The organism is Halopenitus sp. H-Gu1 (assembly GCF_041821145.1).
GTDB lineage: Archaea > Halobacteriota > Halobacteria > Halobacteriales > Haloferacaceae > Halopenitus.
Genome location: NZ_JBGUBC010000025.1, coordinates 1 through 13,039, shown reverse-complemented (window position 1 = coordinate 13,039; position 13,039 = coordinate 1). Strand labels below are relative to the sequence as shown.

12 protein-coding genes are annotated in these 13,039 nt (G+C 62.8%); 4 read left to right on the top strand and 8 right to left on the bottom strand.

Annotated elements, in window-relative coordinates:
* Window positions 1-3 precede the first annotated feature (3 nt).
* The 6 genes from ACERIT_RS14045 to ACERIT_RS14020 all read right to left on the bottom strand — a co-directional run bounded on the left by ACERIT_RS14045 (window position 4) and on the right by ACERIT_RS14020 (window position 6,340).
* Window positions 4-972, bottom strand: coding sequence for a PstS family phosphate ABC transporter substrate-binding protein (locus ACERIT_RS14045; protein ID WP_373675491.1), 969 nt, complete (start codon window positions 970-972; stop codon window positions 4-6).
* Window positions 973-1,069: 97 nt separating this feature from the next.
* Window positions 1,070-2,386: a histidine--tRNA ligase gene (gene hisS, locus ACERIT_RS14040; RefSeq protein WP_373675490.1), complete on the bottom strand. Its 1,317-nt coding sequence runs from the start codon at window positions 2,384-2,386 to the stop codon at window positions 1,070-1,072.
* 96 nt (window positions 2,387-2,482) lie between these two features.
* Complete coding sequence (locus tag ACERIT_RS14035) at window positions 2,483-3,076, bottom strand: alpha hydrolase (RefSeq protein WP_373675489.1); 594 nt, start codon at window positions 3,074-3,076, stop codon at window positions 2,483-2,485.
* Window positions 3,077-3,084: 8 nt separating this feature from the next.
* Window positions 3,085-3,438 carry a DNA-binding protein gene (locus ACERIT_RS14030; RefSeq protein WP_373675488.1) on the bottom strand — a complete coding sequence of 118 codons (354 nt, stop codon included), beginning with the start codon at window positions 3,436-3,438 and terminating at the stop codon, window positions 3,085-3,087.
* Between the two features lie 182 nt (window positions 3,439-3,620).
* Entirely contained in the window at window positions 3,621-5,006 is a 1,386-nt protein-coding gene (gene metX / locus ACERIT_RS14025; RefSeq protein WP_373675487.1) for a homoserine O-acetyltransferase, read from the bottom strand.
* The gene (locus ACERIT_RS14020; RefSeq protein ID WP_373675486.1) at window positions 5,003-6,340 is read right to left on the bottom strand and encodes an O-acetylhomoserine aminocarboxypropyltransferase/cysteine synthase family protein; all 1,338 of its coding nucleotides are present in this window, start codon (window positions 6,338-6,340) and stop codon (window positions 5,003-5,005) included. Before ACERIT_RS14020 ends, metX begins: the two co-directional genes overlap by 4 nt.
* Window positions 6,341-6,550: 210 nt before the next feature.
* On the opposite strand from ACERIT_RS14020, the gene ACERIT_RS14015 reads away from it, so the two are divergent.
* Window positions 6,551-7,387, top strand: coding sequence for a TrmB family transcriptional regulator (locus tag ACERIT_RS14015; RefSeq protein ID WP_373675485.1), 837 nt, complete (start codon window positions 6,551-6,553; stop codon window positions 7,385-7,387).
* A gap of 53 nt (window positions 7,388-7,440) precedes the next feature.
* Window positions 7,441-8,304 carry a hypothetical protein gene (locus ACERIT_RS14010; protein ID WP_373675484.1) on the top strand — a complete coding sequence of 288 codons (864 nt, stop codon included), beginning with the start codon at window positions 7,441-7,443 and terminating at the stop codon, window positions 8,302-8,304.
* A 22-nt stretch (window positions 8,305-8,326) separates the two neighbouring features.
* On the opposite strand, the gene ACERIT_RS14005 is transcribed toward ACERIT_RS14010, so the two are convergent.
* Together ACERIT_RS14005 and ACERIT_RS14000 are read right to left on the bottom strand one after the other, a co-directional pair.
* A complete protein-coding gene (locus ACERIT_RS14005; RefSeq protein WP_373675483.1) occupies window positions 8,327-8,923 on the bottom strand; it encodes a hypothetical protein in 597 nt (198 codons plus the stop codon).
* 422 nt (window positions 8,924-9,345) lie between these two features.
* Window positions 9,346-9,894 carry a hypothetical protein gene (locus ACERIT_RS14000; protein WP_373675482.1) on the bottom strand — a complete coding sequence of 183 codons (549 nt, stop codon included), beginning with the start codon at window positions 9,892-9,894 and terminating at the stop codon, window positions 9,346-9,348.
* A 351-nt stretch (window positions 9,895-10,245) separates the two neighbouring features.
* Here ACERIT_RS14000 and ACERIT_RS13995 point away from each other — a divergent pair, with 351 nt between their 5' ends.
* Both ACERIT_RS13995 and ACERIT_RS13990 read left to right on the top strand, forming a co-directional pair.
* Window positions 10,246-11,778: a vWA domain-containing protein gene (locus tag ACERIT_RS13995; RefSeq protein ID WP_373675481.1), complete on the top strand. Its 1,533-nt coding sequence runs from the start codon at window positions 10,246-10,248 to the stop codon at window positions 11,776-11,778.
* Window positions 11,779-11,902: 124 nt separating this feature from the next.
* The coding region (locus ACERIT_RS13990; protein ID WP_373675480.1) for a SipW-dependent-type signal peptide-containing protein at window positions 11,903-13,039 on the top strand (1,137 nt) is incomplete at its 3' end.

Here is a 13,039-nt window from a genome sequence, read left to right as displayed (position 1 = left end):
GGGTTATTCGCTTACGGCTTCATCGATCTTTGCGAGGTTTTCATCTATCTGCTCGTCATTCATGGGAACGTAGCCGATATCGTCTGCGACGATCGATCGGTCGCCGGTCAACTCGATCGCAAAGCGCATGAACGGTTCAAGCGCCGGGTTCTCCGTCAGTTTATTGCCGTTGACGTACCAGAATATCGGCCTCGCAAGCGGGTAGGATCCATCGGAGGCGGCCTCCAGGCTCGGCGAGGTACAGCCGTCGCCGGCGTCGATCTCCAACGCTTTCACCTGATCGGAGTTGTTCGTATAGTAGGAAAATGGGAGGTAGCCGTGGGCATACTTGTTGCCCGCGACGCCGGAGGCGATGATGTCGTCCTGTTCGGTTCCCTCGAAGTCGTCACGGATCTGTCGGAACTTCCCGATGACCTCCTCGGTCCAGTAGTCGAACGTCCCGCTCGTCGTCGCCGGGCCGTATAACTCGAAGGGCTCGTCGGGCCAATCGGAGTTGACGTCCGACCAGAGTTCGTTCTGGGCATCGGGGTCCCAGATCTGGCCGAGTTCCTCGATCGTCATGCAGTCGACCCAGTCGGCCTCGTTGTTAACGATCGCGGTCAACGCGTCGGCGGCGCACTGGATCTCGATCGGCTCGAAGCCGTTCGCCCGGCATCGTTCGATCTCCTCCTCGAGGATGGGTCGGGAGGCCCCGTTGATGTCGCTGTCGCCGGGGATGAAGAACTGCTCGAACCCGCCGGTCGAACCATCCGATGAGACGGAAATATTGACGTCGCTGTTCTCACGCTGGTACTCCTCGGCGGCGGCCTCCGAAAGCGGGAATACTGTACTGCTGCCAGTGATACGGATCTCATGTTGGGAGTCGCCGCCCAAGCAACCAGTGAGTCCGATCGTCGCCGCCGCGCCAGCCGTCGCGAGGAATTGGCGGCGCGTTCCGACCGTCGAGCGATCGCCGCGGTTGGACACGTCCATCATGGGTATTGAGTCGGGTGAGACGGATGAACGCTACTATTAGAGATATCTATTCGATATAGACCTATATAGCGATATATAGACAAATGGGCGAACATCACTCGTAATCCTCGTAGGTCGGTCGACCGGACTCGGGCGGGAATTCGTCGACCGGAACCTGTGTCTGGTCGCCGCGTTCCATGTCCTTTATCGTCACCTCGTCGTTCGCCAGGTCCTGTTCGCCGACGATCACGGTCGTCTCGGCGTTGATCGAGTCGGCGTAGCCGAGTTGGCCGCCGAAACCGCGGTCGACCACGTCCGTCTCGACGACGTGGCCGAGATCGCGCAGTTCCCGTGCGATCCGAGCGGCCTCCGCACGGGTGTCGCCGACGGTGAGTACGTAGTAGTCCGTCGTGAGTTCCTCCACGGGCCAGACGCCGGCACGCTGACAAAGCAACTTGAGCGTCGCGTGGCCGGGTGCGACGCCGACCGCGGGCGTGGGCTGGCCACCGAAGCTCTCGATCAGGTCGTCATAGCGTCCGCCGCCGAAGATCGACCGTGAGACGTTCCCGGTGGAGTCGAAGCACTCGAAGACGACGCCGGTGTAGTAATCGAGCCCGCGAGCGGTGGTCAACGAGACCTCACAGAACTCGCCCGCACCGAAATCCTCGGCAGCCGCGAGGACGTTCCGCAGGTTGGAGACGGCCGATTCGACGTCCTCGCCGCCGGCCTCGGCGACGACATCGAGATCGGCGACGGTGTCGACCCCGGCGATGAGGTCGTCGAACTCGCGGGCGGTTCCACGATCGAGACCGGCCTCCGCAAGCAGCGTGAGGTACTCCGCCTCGTCGATCTTCGCGCGCTTGTCGACGGCGCGGAGCACGGCGTCGATGTCGACGCCTTCGGGGTCGGTCGCGAGCGCACGAACCAGGCCACCGAGGATGTCGCGGTGGGAGACGCGAAACTCGAAGTCCTCGCCGGTGAGCCCGAGCCCGGTGAGTGCGTCCGCCATGACCGTGAGCACTTCCGCGTCCGCTTCGGGTTCCGAGGATCCGAAAACGTCGATGTTCGTCTGGTAGAATTCCCGAAATCGCCCCTGCTGGACCTGCTCATACCGCCAGAACGGCTGCGTGGAGAACCACTTGATCGGCTTCGAGAGCTCCTGGCCCCTCGCGACGACCATTCGCGCGACCGTCGGCGTGAGTTCCGGGGTCATCGCGACATCGCGGCCGCCTTGATCGACGAAGGAGTACAGCTCCGATTCGATCTCCTCGCCGGATTTGTCCGTGTACATTCGGGTGCGTTCGAGCGCGGGCGTAGCCACTTCGCGGAAGCCATACCGGTGGGCGGCGGACTCGATCGTATCAGTCACCTCGCGGCGGGCGGACTGCTCGCCGGGGTAGAAGTCCCGGAATCCCTTCAGTCGATCGTACATACGCCGCGATTCGGAGAGCGAGCGCTTGAAAGCATCCCTTCGCGGACGGGAGGATCATCTCTCGAGGTCGAATCGGGTCGGCAGGAGGACCCTCCGTCAATCGGTGCGACCGTGAACGTAGGTCTGTTCGTGGTCGGGAAAGACCTCGGCGACCGCGTCGACGTCGTGGGCCTCAGCCAGGAGAACGCGAAGTTCGTCCTCGTAGTCGGATTTGGGTATCTCCTCGCTTGGCCCCTGTTCGACGTCAAAGGTCACTTCCACGAGGCGATCGACTGCGTGGCGTCCAAAGCCCGAAAGTGGCGCGAGGTAATCGACGTCGTGGCGGTCCTCAAGGCTCTGGGCCTGCGCGCGCGAGACTGTCGGAACGCGATCGTCACGGCGGGTGCCGTCCGCGACCGCGTCGACATCGAGTTCGGCGATCGTTTCGAGGGCATGTTCATGGACGTACTGAATGCCATTTCGGGGATAGCCGTCTTCGTACATGCGGGCGACCGCCTCGCGGGCAACCGTCTCGTCTAAGTCGATCCGATCGAACGGGAATCCGAGTTCAGTGGCCGCGCGTTCGGCGTGTTGCCAGTCGTCGGTGACCCCGAAGGTGCCGGTCACACAGCGGACGTCGTAAAACCGGTCCAGAAGCACCGCTGCAAGCGAGGAGTCCTTGCCGCCGCTATACAAAAGCGCCAGCTCCATCCCTCGAGTCACCGGCGACGGATATCGTAGCTCGTCTGTTCGGGCTGAAGCTCACGGAGGAGCTCCTTCATTTGATCCTCATCGATCCGTCCCTGGACGCGGCCGCTCTGGGCGAGCGCCGCGACCTGCTTTTTGACCTTCGCGGCGAAGTCCGGTTTCGACATCTCGACGGCGTTGAGCCGCTGACGCGCGCTGTCGGTGAGATGCTGTTTGAGGACGGCCTCCTGTTGGGCCTGTGCGCGGTCGCGGGCGGCCTCCTGTGCCTCCTCCTCGGCGCCGCCCTGCTGGGCGCGATCCTGTATCTCCTGCATCTTTCGTTCGCGCAGTTCCTCAAGCCGTTCGTCGTCCGGGGTTTCACTCATACCGAGTCCTTGCGGCTACTCGCGAAAAACGATTTCGGAGAGGAGGGCCGAGTAGCCACCAGCTCGAACGGGGAAGATAATCGCTCATTCCGCCGATCGGGACGAATATCCCGCAAAGTAGTTCGGCGGGAGTACCCGAAAAGAGACTCGACGGGATTACCCCGAAAAGAGGCTCGACGGGATTACCCCGAAAAGAGGCTCGAGTGGACCGGCGCATGCGTGCGACCGGAGCCGTCCGGGATCGGGTCGTCTTCCTCGGCGGCGTCGACGATCGATTTGCCGTCGAGACCGGCATCGAGGAAGTCGTGAACCGGCGGCCCGACGCTTTCGGGCTCGACGAGGAAGGCGTCGTGTCCGTGATCGGAGTCGACGATGTGGTGGGCGACCGGAACGTCGGCGTCGCGGAACGCTCCCGCGAGGTCGGCCGCCTGGTCGACAGTGAAATGCCAGTCCTCGGTGAACGACATCACGAGCGCCTCGCCGGTGAACGCCGCGAGGGCATCGGCATCGGTCGAATACCCGGCGGCGAGATCGTATTCGTCCATCGCGCGGGTGAGATAGAGGTAGCTGTTCGCATCGAATCGGTCGGCGAACGTCGAGGCATTGTAATCGAGATACGACTCGACCTCGCGGTACGGGAAGAACGCGGCCGCCGGATTTTCCGGGACGTCGAGCCCCTCACCACGGGTTAGCGAATCGCGACCGGCCGATCGTCGCCCGAACTTGCGGTCCATCGAGGACTTCGAGAGATACATCACGTGGCCGATCTGGCGTGCGATCCCGAGACCCGTATCCGGGTCCGGCCGGTCGCCGTAGTAATCGCCGCCATTCCAGTTCGGGTCCGACCGGATCGCTCGCCGGGCGATCGCCTCAAGAGCGAGACACTGGGGATCGAGGCGTGCGGCGGCCGCGATCACGATCAGTTCGTCGGCGTCATCGGGATACCGTTTGCCCCAATCGAGGACGTTCATCCCGCCGACGCTGCCGCCGACGACGGCGTGAAGCCGGCCGACGCCAAGCTGATCGAGGAGCCGGCGCTGTGCGCGCGTCCAGTCTGCGACCTGGACGGGCGGGAAATCGAGCGCCCACCGATCGTGGTCGACGTCGCGATCGGGCGTGACCTCGGCCGGCCGGGGACTCGCGGGCCCGGAGCTTCCGTAACACGACCCCGGAACGTTCGCGCAGACGACGTAGTATTCGGTCGTGTCGATCGCCTTGCCCGGACCGACGACGTCGTCCCACCACGCGCGAGCCTGGCCGGCCTGGGCGGGCGTACCGGGAGCGCCGCCATCCTCGTCGGTGTCGGAATCGCCGTCCTCAGCCCCTGCCCCGTCGCTACCTCCGTCCCCGGCCTCGGCGTCCGAGCCGTCGATCCCCCCCGCTCCGCCCATGGGCGTCCGAGCAACGTTCTGACTACCGGTCAGGGCGTGACAGGCGAGCACCGCGTTGTCGCCGGTGAACTCGCCGTAGGTCTCATAGGCGATCCGCAACTCGGGGATCGATCGGCCGCACTCGAAGGTAAACTCGCCGAGATCGGCGATGCCGTGGTCGTGTGGTGTCGTGCTCATTGGTCTCGATCGTCGTCGGTCGTCGGTCCGGCACCGGTCGGTGACTGCGAGCCGGCAGCGCGCTCGCCGGCCTCGAGTCCGCGATCGAGGTCGGCGGCGATGTCGGCGGGATCCTCGAGACCGACCGACAGCCGGAGCATGTCCGGGTGGACGCCGGCATTTCGTTGTTCGGTCCGATCCATCTGTGCGTGTGTCGTCGAGGCGGGGTGGATGATTAACGATTTCGCGTCGCCGACGTTCGCGAGGAAGCTCGTCAACTCGACGGATTCACAGAGCGTCTTCGCCGCCTCGAAGCCACCCTCGACGCCGAAGGTGACCATCCCGCCGTGGCCGTCAAGGTACTGACTCGCGTTCTCGTGTGTCTCGTGGTCCTCGAAGCCGGGATACGTTACCCACCCGACCCGGTCGTCCTCTCGGAGGAACTCCGCGATCGTCCGAGCGTTCTCACAGTGGCGGTCCATCCGGATCGGTAGCGTCTCGATGCCCTGAAGCGTCTGCCAGGCATCGAAGGGGGACTGCTGACCGCCCGTGGATCGGAGACTTCGCTGGCGGACGACGTTGGCGAAGGCGGCCTCGCCGAAACGCTCCTGAAAGTCGATCTCGTACGCCGGATTTTTCCCCGAGAGTTCGTCGTAGTCGGCCTCGGGGTGGTCCCAGGGGAAGGTACCGCCGTCGACGACGACGCCGCCGATGGTCGTGCCGTTACCCGTGATCCACTTCGTCGTCGACTCCCAGACGATGTCGACGCCGTGGTCGAACGGTCGACAAAGCGCGGGCGTCGCGAAGGTGTTGTCGACGACGAGCGGGACGGCGTTGTCGTGGGCGATCTCGGCCACTCGCTCGAGATCGGGCGTGACGAGTGAGGGGTTCGCGATCGTCTCGACGTGGACGAAGGCAGTGTCCTCGTCGATCGCGTCGGCGTAGCGGTCGTAGTCGAGGGTCTCGACGGTTCGAGCCTCGACGCCGCGGCGGTCCGCGATCGTGGTGAGGTACGTCGAGGTCCCGCCGTACATCTCCGCGCTCGCGACGACGTTGTCGCCCGCGGAGGCGAGGACGGTGGCGATCGCATCGAACGCCGCCATGCCCGAGCCGGTCGCGACCGCGCCGCTTCCACCCTCCAGGGCGGCTATCCGGTCCTCGAGGGCGGCGACGGTCGGGTTCGAGATCCGCGAGTAGACGTCGCCGTCCGCACGAAGCGCGTACCGCTTTGCGGTCTCGTCCGCGTCCTCGAAAACGTACGACGTGGTCTGGTGAATCGGCATCGAACGCGCTCCGGTCGCCGGATCCGGTTCGACGCCGGCGTGGAGACTCCGAGTCCTGAACCCTCTACTCATGTACTACATGCATATATCTGGACACTCCTATAACCGTCAGTTACGGCAAGCCCTGCCGGACGTCGATCGTGGTCCCACACTCCGCGGATTTGAGGGACCGCCGACAGAATTATGTACCTGACATCAATCATACGACAAGAAGAGAGACGAGCGAGGGTCGTGTCACGGACGCGATCCGAAATCCGCCCAGCGGGAGGTTTCGCGGAATGGATGTCGGTCAAACGGGATCGCGGGGGATACATGACTACGAGCGAATCGATCACTGAGGCCGTTAATGTGCTCCAACAACTCGGGTTGAGAGAATACGAGGCGGAGTGTTTCGTCGGCCTCACGCGTCTCTCAAGGGGAACGGCAAAGGAAATCAGCGAGGTCACGGAGGTCCCACGGACGCGCGTTTACGATTCGGTCCGCGTGTTGGAGGCGCAGGGGCTCGTCGTGACCCAACACACCAGCCCAAAGCGGTTTCAGACGGTTCCGATCGAGGAGGTGATCCAAACGTTCCGCGATCAGTACGAACGGAACCTCGATCGACTGGCCGACGCACTCGAGGCGGTGACGGACGTCGAGCGCGAGAGTCGAGAGATGACTCACGAGGTGGGGACGATATCCGGACGGGACGCGATCACCGATCGAGCCGAACGACTCATCACGGACGCCACGAGCGAGGTCGTGTTGATCATCGGCGAGCAGTCGCTTTTCACCACGGAGTGTATCGAGAGCCTCAGCGACGTCGACGACGAGGTAACGCTGTTCGTGGGAACGGCGAACGAGTCCCTCCAAACTCGGATCGAGAACGCCGTTCCACGGGCCGAGACGTTCGTCTCGGGAGCGGAATGGCTCGAAGACGAACGCGGGGTCGAGGACGATCGAGCCATCGGACGACTGCTGATGATCGATCGATCGGCGATACTCGTCAGCACGGTCACCCGGAGCACCGACGATGAACACGCGATGTTCGGAGTGGGATCGGAAAACGGATTGGTAATCGTCGCCCGCCGACTGCTTGCGCAGGGGACCCTCCCGGTTCGTGATCCGGACCAGGAGTGACGATCGGACGGTAGGAAGCCCATAACTATCCACTGATGAGCCGATCGGCCGATATGAAGGTGTCGAGCGAGTCAAAAATCGTCTCTTCGCTGAAACGTCCGGAGTATACGGGCGAGAATCGGTGTCTTCCCTGCACGATTCTCAACCTTGCCATCGCCCTCCTCCTTGCAATCGGCGTCGGATACGCCGCCATGCTAATCGATCGATCGCCGTTGGGTGTCGGGATCGCAACCCTGTCATTCGCGATCACGGCGATCTATCTCCGGGGATACCTGGTCCCGGGAACGCCGACGATAACGAAACGCTACTTCCCGGATCGGGTGTTGGCGTGGTTCGAAAAGACGCCGGAGAAACGGACGCCTGAGAAAATCGGCTGGGACGGGGAGAGTCCCGAGGCGTTATTGATGGAGATCGGCATCGTCATCGATGAGCCGTCGAACGAGGACCTGATCCTCGATCCCGAGTTCGCCCGTGCGTGGACGGGAGCGATACGAGAACACTGGACTGACGATCAGTTGACCAAACGAAGTCTCGGGACGTTCGTCGATGCCGATGCCGATCTGATCGAATTCGATCCCCGTCCCGGCTCCTTCCTCGCGTGGGGCGACGGAAGACATCTAGCATCGTGGCCGTCGCAGGCGGCGTGCGTTGCGGATGCGGCCGCGGCGACGGCGATCCCGGACTGGGATCCCAACTGGGAACGACGACCGCTCTCGCTGCGAGCGGAGATCCTCGGCGCACTTCGGCTGTTTCTCGAACAGTGTCCGGCCTGTGAGGGCGAGGTCGTGTTGTCACAAGACGTCGTCGAGTCATGCTGTCGGAGTCGGGACGTGGTGACGGCTACGTGCCAGTCCTGTGAGACGAGGATCTTCGAACTCGACGTCGATCCTGCGGAGTTCCCGGAACAGGAGTCGTGACCGTCACGCCGGAGCCGACCAATCACAGTTGAATTCGATCGTCCGAGATCGCGAAGGCGACCGCCGAAAGGGCGAACGTGGCCGCGACGATCGCGGCTGAAACGTGTCCATTTTGGGAGAAATACGGGAGATATCCGAGGGCCGACGTCACCACGAACGCGGCCGAAACGGCCGCGACCCCGAGCCAGTAGTCAGCCCACGACAGATGGCCGTTGGAAACCGTCTCGAGGTAGATGGTACAGTCGGTTGCCGTGGACGTCAACTCGACGACTCCCTCCCGTTTTTCGTAGTCGACGATCCCGTTATCATCGAGTGTCGGAAGGTGAATCTGGTACAGGGAGGTGTAGACCCGTTTGCGCTGTTTGTAGGTGACCTCCGCCGGGGAGACGTCGTTCTCCTCTGCTGCGATCACCTCCGAGAGGTCGCGGATGGTCATTCGACCGTCCTCGGCCTCGCTCAGGTGTTCGATGACGCGACGGCGGCGATGATTCGACAGCATTCCGAAGACCGTATCCTTCGAGAGGGTCGGATCCGTCTCGTCGTCTCCGTCGTCGTCGCCGGAGATGTCGAAGTCAGTGGGATCGATCGTGTGTGTCGTTTGGGCCATCAGGCCGATCATGATACCCACACTCCCTCGGTGGATGTGAGGGGAACGTCCCCGACCACGGGTGTCGAATCCGGAGCCTTGGCAAGGCTCTCTCGAACTCGTGTCCGGCGACGCCGGTTACTATTCGTCGATCGCGATTCGGAGGGATGCGGGGTGGTGATCATGGGTTTTATCGGGACGATAATGCTCCGTCGTCGGTTCGACGGTCGAGTCCGGACCGGGCACATCGGGCCGGGCGTTCGACCTCGTCCTATTCGCTGCCACGGACTCCAACGACGAGAAAGATCATATATCCAACGTATTTTCACGTGATAGTGACTTTGTGAGTAATCGAGTGACAACATGGTCCGATTCGATCGTCGGCGTCCTCCGGCCGTGGACGAGTGCGAGGGCGTTCGCGTCATCGGCAGGCGCGACGATGTACCCGACATCGATCAGTTCACCTCCCGTTCGAGTCCCCGTAACGAACGGAGCACGTACCAGCGGTGGATCCAGAGCTGGACGCTGATCGCGATCGCGAAGATTCCAAGCGAGACGCTCGACCACAACAGGGGATCGACGGCCCCGACGAGCGGAGCATCGAGCAGCGCCGCCAGGACGAAAACCAGCGAGCAGACGCCAAGCGTTCGATACAGTTCTCCCCACGTGATGCCGTAGGGCGTGATCACCTCCATGTAGGTGCCCACCTTCCGCGCGCTCCCGCGGAGGCGGATCACGTGTGTGTCCGGATCGTAGTCGACGATGCCGAGATCGTCGAGCATCGGGAGGTGGGTCTGTCGAAGCGAGCTTCGAACGCTGTCGTAGGCCGCCTGTGGTGGGGGCGACTGACCGGTCTCCTCGGCCGCGATCTCCGTCGCCAACGTGCCGAGCGTGAGTGTTCCATTCGAGGTGGTTAGATGACGAACCGTTTCGCGACGTCGCGCGTTCGCGAGGACGGTATAGACGTCGGATTCCGAGAGATCGCTGGTTCGAAACATGGGCATGGACATCACCTTTGGCAGTCGTGGCGGAGCACCGGACACGATCTTGAACCGGAATTGAACCGGAACCACCGTCAGGATGGGGATCCTACCGGTCGAGAATACACAGATGGAGCGATCGTAGGCTCCGTCTACTCCGCCCAAACGAGTCGTTCGGAAGGGCCGCCGATCCACAAACCCGTCATTTGGAAGAGTGGTTTTTCGACGAACGAACGGTTCGAACGGACGGATCCTCCCGAACCCACTGTTCGTTTGTGACATGTCGACTCGTAACTACGGGGGACGCGCTCACAGTGGTCGCTAACTGAACGGGCAGGCCATCCGGCCTCTCGAAATCCGTTCAGGGGACTCACAATGAGCGACACACCGAACGAACGAAACGGCCTCTCACGGCGGCGCGTCCTCGGCGGGCTCGGCGCGATCGGCGTTGCCTCTGCCGGCGCCGGAATCGGAACTACAGCCTACTTCAGCGACGAGGAGGCCTTCGAGGAGAACAGACTCACCGCGGGTGAACTCGATCTGAAGCTCGACTACAGGGCGACGTATTCGGGCGGGCCCGGACGCCGTGACGAGATCGACAGCTGGTACAGCGAGGACGGCCCGGGAGAGCCGTTCGACGTCGAAACGATCGAGGACGGGACCTATCTCATCGGCGAGGTTCCCGAGGTCGATGAGGGGGAGATGTGGGAAGACGAAGTACAGAACACGGACCTCTGTGATCCGGAGCTCGGCCTCATCAACGGCGACGAAATCCCCGTGTTCACCCTGAAGGACGTCAAGCCCGGCGACTCCGGCGAGGTTACCGTCAGCCTCCACATCTGTGACAACCCCGCGTGGATGTACATGAACGGCGAGCTGACGGCGAACGACGAGAACACCGTCACGGACCCCGAGGCGAGCGCCGACGGCGAAAACAACGCCGCATCGGACTCCGAGATAGACGGCGACGGCGAACTCGCCGATGCCATCCAAACGAGGCTCTGGTACGACGAGAACTGTAACAACGTGCTCGACGGGGGCAGTGACGAGACGACCTCGGACGCCGTGTGTATGCAACTCGTGATCGACACGTCCGGTTCGATGTCTGGCACTCGTTTGGAGAATACCAAAGACGGGGCACAGGAACTGGCGCAGACCGTCCTTGACGCTAATCCGGAAAATCGGGTCGGTGTGACCGAATTCGCCAATAGTGGCAATCTCGTGCAACCGCTCACCGACGTATATGATGACACTCCGGGTGATCCTGCTGCAGGGAATGGGGTCGGCCCTGCAATCGAGAATCTGAGTGCTGGCGGTGGCACTAATGCCCAGGGCGGGGTGGATAACGGACAAGCGGAACTCGAGAACTGTCCTGACGAAAAGCGTCGAGTGATGGTCGTGTTCGGCGACGGCGACATCAACACCGACGGTCAGGCCGCAAAGGACGCGGGAACTGAAATCTTCGCCATCGGCGTCGGCGGAGCGTCCGAAAGTGACCTCGAAGGTCTCGCCAGCGAACCCACCGACGAGCACGTCTTCCTTGGTGCCGATGACGCCGCCATTGGGCAGTTGTTCGCACAGGTGGGACAAACGATCACCGGCGGCGAGGAGGTCATCCTCGAGGATACGCTCGCGAACGTGATGAGCGATCTCGAAGCCGGAGTCGCGCTCGATGGAAACCGGTCGTCGGACGATCGCAAGCCCTTCGTCGGCGGCATGACCCACTGTCTCGGCTTCGAGTGGGAGGTCCCCGAGGACGTCGGCAACGAGATTCAGACCGATTCGGTCGGATTTGATCTCGGATTCTACGCGCTCCAGGGCAGGCACAACGACGAGCCGCCGGAGAACCCGTTCAACGGCACCTACCAGGACGACAACGGCCTCCCGTCCAACGGTACAGCCGACTGATCGACGATTACCCACACCGGCACGGTACCTCCGGGTTCGCCGGAGGGCCGTGACACAGGGTATCACCTGTGATACGGCGGTTCGACTCCGCCGGTGGGACTCCCCGTTCGGGGGATGAACAATCATGAGTAACCAAGGCAAAATCGGGCTATCACGCCGACGCGTACTCGCGAGCATGGGGGCGATCGGCGTCGCTTCCGCGGGTGCCGGACTCGGGACGACGGCCTACTTCAGCGACGAGGAATCGTTTACCGGAAACACGCTTACCGCAGGCGAACTCGACCTCAAAGTCGACTGGCAGCAAACCTACAACGGGCCGATGCCGAACGGCGATGGCGTCGGCGAACACCCCGTGAACGCCTACCCCGACACGGCGGTCGACGGCGAAAGCTACGGCGACGGTCTCCAGGACCTCGACGGCGTTCACTATTCGGGTGCTGGCGACGTCGAACCCGTATTCAACGCAGCAGAGATTCCTGCATGCTGTGACTGTGAGGACGACGAATATTACGTCGCCTACGGTGGGGAGTCGTACTGCATCGAGCCGGTGAGCTCCGTGGACAGCATCGAGGACTTCTACGACTACACCCAAGCCGGCGGAAGCATCGAGTACTCCTCCCAGAACGACGACATTCAACGGGAGGACACGAGTGTCATGTTCCTCCACGAGGACGAGGCAGGAGGCCTCAGTCTCGTCATCGTGAACGACGCGTACACGAACGAGGACGGCGGCGGTGCCGCGTCGGTGACGATCGAAGGCGCGCCGAGCAGCTCGGGATGGTTGGTCGGCAGCGGCGATTGGCACGTCAAAGACGACGTCGAAGGCAACGAGAACCAAGGGTTCGAGCAATACGAGGAGTGGGAAGTCGACTGGGCCTGGGGAACGGACCGAACCGACGGCGGCGCGATCGGCTACCTCGAGGACGACTTCGCCCTCCGAATTTCAGCCGCATTCAACCAGGCGGCTGACCGAAATCCGTTGGGGCCGGGACAGATCGAGGAGCTTGTCGTCCTGAGCGGCGGGTCCGGGTTCGGTAGCTCGGACGAGATCGTCCTGGAGGACGTCAACGAGGCCGGAGACAACGTCGATCCGATCACCATCCACAGCGCCTGTGGGATCGACAGCGGCGCCGAGCTGGACGTGCCGGCCGTCTTCCAAAGCGAGAACTACCCCGGCCAGGAGCACCTCGTCGAACTCGACGACGTGAAACCGGGTGACGAGGGCGAGATTACCTTCTCGCTGCATCTCTGTGACAATCCA

Bases quoted from the DNA above. Each gene is read 5' to 3' on its own strand.
- metX (WP_373675487.1), bottom strand. From the start codon at position 5,006: ATGAGCACGACACCACACGACCACGGCATCGCCGATCTCGGCGAGTTT.
- ACERIT_RS14015 (WP_373675485.1), top strand. From the start codon at position 6,551: ATGTCGGTCAAACGGGATCGCGGGGGATACATGACTACGAGCGAATCG.
- ACERIT_RS14035 (WP_373675489.1), bottom strand. From the start codon at position 3,076: ATGGAGCTGGCGCTTTTGTATAGCGGCGGCAAGGACTCCTCGCTTGCA.
- ACERIT_RS14010 (WP_373675484.1), top strand. From the start codon at position 7,441: ATGAAGGTGTCGAGCGAGTCAAAAATCGTCTCTTCGCTGAAACGTCCG.
- ACERIT_RS14045 (WP_373675491.1), bottom strand. From the start codon at position 972: ATGGACGTGTCCAACCGCGGCGATCGCTCGACGGTCGGAACGCGCCGC.
- ACERIT_RS13995 (WP_373675481.1), top strand. From the start codon at position 10,246: ATGAGCGACACACCGAACGAACGAAACGGCCTCTCACGGCGGCGCGTC.
- ACERIT_RS14005 (WP_373675483.1), bottom strand. From the start codon at position 8,923: ATGATCGGCCTGATGGCCCAAACGACACACACGATCGATCCCACTGAC.
- ACERIT_RS14030 (WP_373675488.1), bottom strand. From the start codon at position 3,438: ATGAGTGAAACCCCGGACGACGAACGGCTTGAGGAACTGCGCGAACGA.
- ACERIT_RS14000 (WP_373675482.1), bottom strand. From the start codon at position 9,894: ATGCCCATGTTTCGAACCAGCGATCTCTCGGAATCCGACGTCTATACC.
- ACERIT_RS14020 (WP_373675486.1), bottom strand. From the start codon at position 6,340: ATGAGTAGAGGGTTCAGGACTCGGAGTCTCCACGCCGGCGTCGAACCG.
- hisS (WP_373675490.1), bottom strand. From the start codon at position 2,386: ATGTACGATCGACTGAAGGGATTCCGGGACTTCTACCCCGGCGAGCAG.